Raw genomic sequence first — 4,551 nt, 5'->3', positions numbered from 1 at the left:
TGGCAGGTTGTGGCTGCCGTCGCAATGGGGCAGGCGCCGCGACTGGCCGCAGCGGCAGAGGAGGAGAAATTGCTGACGCACGGGTTCGAGGCACAGCCCTTCGGCACAACCGGGAGAGCAGTCGGGAAGCGCGGGCGAGCGTCCGCAGCGGCATAGCAGATGAGCTTCGCCAGGGTTGACCTGACGAACTTCGGGAAACGCGGGGGAATCGGCTTCGGTCATTGATAGCGCAATCCGGGATAACTCTCGAACGCTGCCCCGGCTGCACCCGGGCTAGAGCCCTCTCCCCTGAATGGGAGAGGGCCAGCAGAGGCTCGCGGTCAGTCCACCCAGACCCGTGCGTTGCGGAACATGCGCAGCCAACCGGCATCTTCCTGCCACTCTTCCGGCTGCCAGGAATTCTGCACGGCGCGGAACACCCGCTCCGGGTGCGGCATCATGATGGTCACCCGACCGTCACGGCTGGTCAGGCCGGTAATCCCACGCGGCGAACCGTTGGGGTTGGCCGGGTAGTTCTCGGTGACCTTGCCGTGGTTGTCGATGAAGCGCATGGCCACACAACCGGACAGGTCGGCCTCGAGCAGGGCTTCCTCGCTCTGGAACTCGGCATGGCCCTCGCCATGGGCGATGGCGATCGGCATGCGCGAACCGGCCATGCCCTGGAGGAAGATCGAGGCCGATTCCTGCACCTGGACCATGGCCACCCGCGCCTCGAACTGCTCGGAACGGTTGCGCACGAAGTGCGGCCAGAACTCGCTGCCGGGAATCAGTTCATGCAGGTTGCTCATCATCTGGCAGCCGTTGCACACGCCCAGGGCGAAGCTGTCCTTGCGCTCGAAGAAGGCCTGGAAGCCATCGCGGGCACGGCTGTTGAACAGGATCGACTTGGCCCAGCCCTCACCGGCGCCGAGCACGTCGCCATAGGAGAAGCCGCCGCAGGCGACCAAACCCTTGAAGGCATCCAGGTCGACACGGCCGGCGAGGATATCGCTCATGTGCACGTCGATCGCACTGAACCCGGCACGGTCGAAGGCGGCGGCCATTTCCACCTGGCCGTTGACGCCCTGCTCGCGCAGCACCGCGATTTGCGGACGCAGGCCCTTCTTGATGTAGGGCGCGGCGATGTCCTGGTTGACGTCGAAAGCCAGCTTGACGCTCAGGCCCGGATTGTCTTCCTCGAGCAGCGCATCGAACTCCTGCTCGGCGCACTGGACGTTGTCGCGCAGGCGCTGGACCTGGTAGCTGGTTTCGCTCCACTGGCGCTGCAACAAGCGCCGCTGGCCGGTGAATACCGGCTGGCCGTCGAAGCTGATCCGCACCTCGTCATTGTTGACCGGCTGGCCGACCACGGCCACGCAATCGAGGCCCGCCGCACTGAACTGGGTCAGCACCTGCGGCGTGAGGTCCTTGTGCACCTGGATCAGCGCACCCAGCTCCTCGTTGAACAGCACGTCAGCCAGTTCATCCTGGCTGCCGGCCAGCGAGTCGAGCGACAGGTCGAGGCCGCAATGGCCGGCGAAGGCCATTTCCAGCGCACTGACCAGCAGGCCGCCGTCGGAGCGGTCATGGTAGGCCAGCAGGTGACCATCGGCATTCAGCCCCTGGATCACCGCGAAGAATGCCTTGAGGTCCTCGGCGTCGTCGACGTCGGGGGCCTGCTTGCCGATCTGCCCGTACACCTGGGCCAGAATCGAGGCGCCCATGCGGTTCTGCCCGCGCCCCAGATCGATCAGGATCAGGTCGGTTTCACCCTTGTCCATGCGCAGTTGCGGCGTCAGGGTCTGGCGGATATCGCTGACCGGGGCAAAACCGGTCACGATCAGCGACAGCGGCGAGGTGACGCTCTTCTCCGTGCCGTCATCCTGCCAGCGGGTTTTCATCGACATCGAATCCTTGCCCACCGGGATGCAGATCCCTAGCTCCGGACACAGCTGCATGCCCACGGCTTTGACCGTGTCGTACAGGCGGGCGTCTTCGCCCGGGTGGCCAGCGGCGGCCATCCAGTTGGCGGACAGCTTGATATCGGAAATCTTCTCGATCCGGGCCGCGGCCAGGTTGGTCAGGGTCTCGCCAATGGCGATGCGCCCCGATGCGGCCGCATCCAGCAAGGCCAGCGGCGTGCGCTCGCCCATGGCCATGGCTTCGCCGGTATAAGTGTCGAAGCTGGTGGCGGTGACCGCACAATCGGCCACGGGCACCTGCCACGGGCCGACCATCTGATCGCGCGCGACCAGGCCGGTGATGGTGCGGTCGCCGATGGTAATCAAAAAGCTCTTGCTGGCCACCGCCGGGTGATGCAGCACGCGGGTCAGGGCGTCGTCGAGCGCCAGGCCACTGGCATCGAAATCATCGCCCAGCTCGGCTTCGTGGCTGGCCGAACGGTGCATGCGCGGCGCCTTGCCGAGCAGCACATTGAGCGGCATGTCCACCGGCTTATTGCCGAAATGGCTGTCGGCAACGGTCAGGTGCGGCTCTTCGGTCGCCTCGCCGACCACCGCGAACGGGCAACGCTCGCGCTCGCAGATCGCCTTGAAACGCTCGAAGTCGGCGGCGTCGACGGCCAGCACGTAGCGTTCCTGGGATTCGTTGCTCCAGATCTCATGGGGCGCCATGCCCGGTTCGTCATTGGGCACATTGCGCAGCTCGAAACGCCCACCGCGATCACCATCGTTGACCAGCTCGGGGAAGGCATTGGACAAGCCGCCGGCACCGACGTCATGAATGAAGCTGATCGGGTTCTGCTCGCCCAGCTGCCAGCAGCGGTCGATCACTTCCTGGCAACGGCGCTCCATTTCCGGGTTTTCGCGCTGCACCGAGGCGAAGTCCAGGTCGGCAGAGCTGGTCCCCGTGGCCATCGACGAGGCGGCGCCGCCGCCCAGACCGATCAACATGGCCGGGCCACCGAGCACGATCAGCCTGGAGCCGATGGTGATCTCACCTTTCTGCACGTGATCGGCGCGAATGTTGCCCATGCCGCCCGCGAGCATGATCGGTTTGTGGTAACCGCGCACCTCGAGGCCGCGCGGGGTATCGACCGCCTGCTCGAAGGTGCGGAAATAACCGGTCAGCGCCGGACGGCCGAATTCGTTGTTGAACGCCGCGCCGCCGAGCGGGCCTTCGATCATGATGTCCAGCGCGGTGACGATGCGCTCCGGCTTGCCATAGGGCACTTCCCACGGCTGCTCGAAGCCGGGGATCTGCAGGTTGGACACGCTGAAACCGGTCAGTCCGGCCTTGGGCTTGGCGCCGCGGCCGGTAGCGCCTTCGTCACGGATCTCGCCGCCGGAACCGGTGGCGGCACCGGGGAACGGCGCGATGGCGGTCGGGTGATTGTGGGTCTCCACCTTCATCAGGATGTGCACCGGCTCCTGATGGGCGCCGTACTGACGGGTTGCGGCGTTCGGGTAGAAGCGCCCCGCGGTGTGGCCGACGATCACCGCGGCATTGTCTTTATAGGCCGAGAGCACGCCTGCGCTGTGCAGCTCGTGGGTGTTCTTGATCATGCCGAACAGCGACTTGTCCTGGCTCTCGCCGTCGAGGTCCCAGCTGGCATTGAAGATCTTGTGCCGGCAATGCTCGGAGTTGGCCTGGGCGAACATCATCAGTTCGATGTCGTGCGGATTGCGCTGCAGCTCGTTGAAGCTGCTGACCAGGTAATCGATTTCGTCTTCGGCCAGGGCCAGGCCCAGCTCGACGTTGGCCTGCTCCAGGGCGGCGCGGCCGCCGCCGAGCACATCCACCGCGGTCAGCGGCTTGGGCTCGGCGTGACTGAACAGCGCCGCGGCGGCTTGCACATCGGTCAACACCAGCTGGGTCATGCGGTCATGCAGCAAGCCCGCGACCAGCTGCAGCTCGGCTTCGCTCAACTCGCCGGCGACGTAGTAGGCGATGCCGCGCTCGATGCGCTGGATCTTCGCCAGGCCGCAGTTGCGCGCGATGTCGCTGGCCTTGCTCGACCATGGCGAGATGGTGCCGAAACGCGGAATGGTCAGCAGCAGGCGGCCGCTGGGCTCCTGCACCGGCACACTCGGGCCGTACTTGAGCAGACGGGCCAGCACCTGTTCTTCATCGGCACCGAGCACCCCGGTAACATCGGCAAAATGCGCGAACTCGGCATACAGCCCAGTCACAGCGGGTACTTTGCTGGTCAGTTGCTCGAGCAATTTACCGTGGCGGAAAGCAGAAAGGGCGGGAGCGCCGCGCAGGATCAACATCGGGGACAGCCTCTGGGAAGGGGTGTACTTTGAGGCCGTGCATTCTAGCCTAAAGCGCTCGCCGCGGCACCCGTGACGGTGCCAGAACTATCGCCTGCACTGCCGAGATATGGTGAGCGGCACGCTTTGCGTATACTGCGCCAATGTTTGCTCAATCTGCGTTCCGCTCACGCTGCGCCTACTGGTTGTCGGCGCTCGGAATCCTCCTAGTGCTCGTCAGCTGCGCTGAAGCCCCCAGCGCCCTCGAGCGCGTCAAGGCGGAGGGTGTACTGCGGGTGATCACCCGCAACAGCCCGGCCACCTATTTCCAGGATCGCAACGGCGAAACCGGCTTCGA

2 protein-coding genes and 1 pseudogene are annotated in these 4,551 nt (G+C 65.3%); 1 reads left to right on the top strand and 2 read right to left on the bottom strand.

All coding sequences use genetic code 11. The features are described from left to right. A partial coding sequence (locus tag ABZE94_RS20540; RefSeq protein WP_372877945.1) for a CDGSH iron-sulfur domain-containing protein occupies nt 1–222 on the bottom strand: 222 nt, incomplete at its 3' end. Nucleotides 223–320: 98 nt separating this feature from the next. After that, nucleotides 321–4,214, bottom strand: coding sequence for a phosphoribosylformylglycinamidine synthase (purL, locus tag ABZE94_RS20535; RefSeq protein ID WP_372877943.1), 3,894 nt, complete (start codon nt 4,212–4,214; stop codon nt 321–323). A gap of 143 nt (nt 4,215–4,357) precedes the next feature. On the opposite strand from purL, the pseudogene ABZE94_RS20530 reads away from it, so the two are divergent. Further along, a pseudogene (locus tag ABZE94_RS20530) lies at nt 4,358–4,551 on the top strand (lytic transglycosylase F); the annotation flags it as partial.

The sequence above is a fragment of the Pseudomonas sp. genome, assembly GCF_041601375.1.
In the GTDB taxonomy this organism is placed as follows: domain Bacteria; phylum Pseudomonadota; class Gammaproteobacteria; order Pseudomonadales; family Pseudomonadaceae; genus Aquipseudomonas.
The sequence above is the reverse complement of the archived record's forward strand: the minus strand, read 5'-3'. Positions and strand labels throughout refer to the sequence as shown.

Bases quoted from the DNA above. Each gene is read 5' to 3' on its own strand.
- purL (WP_372877943.1), bottom strand. From the start codon at position 4,214: ATGTTGATCCTGCGCGGCGCTCCCGCCCTTTCTGCTTTCCGCCACGGT.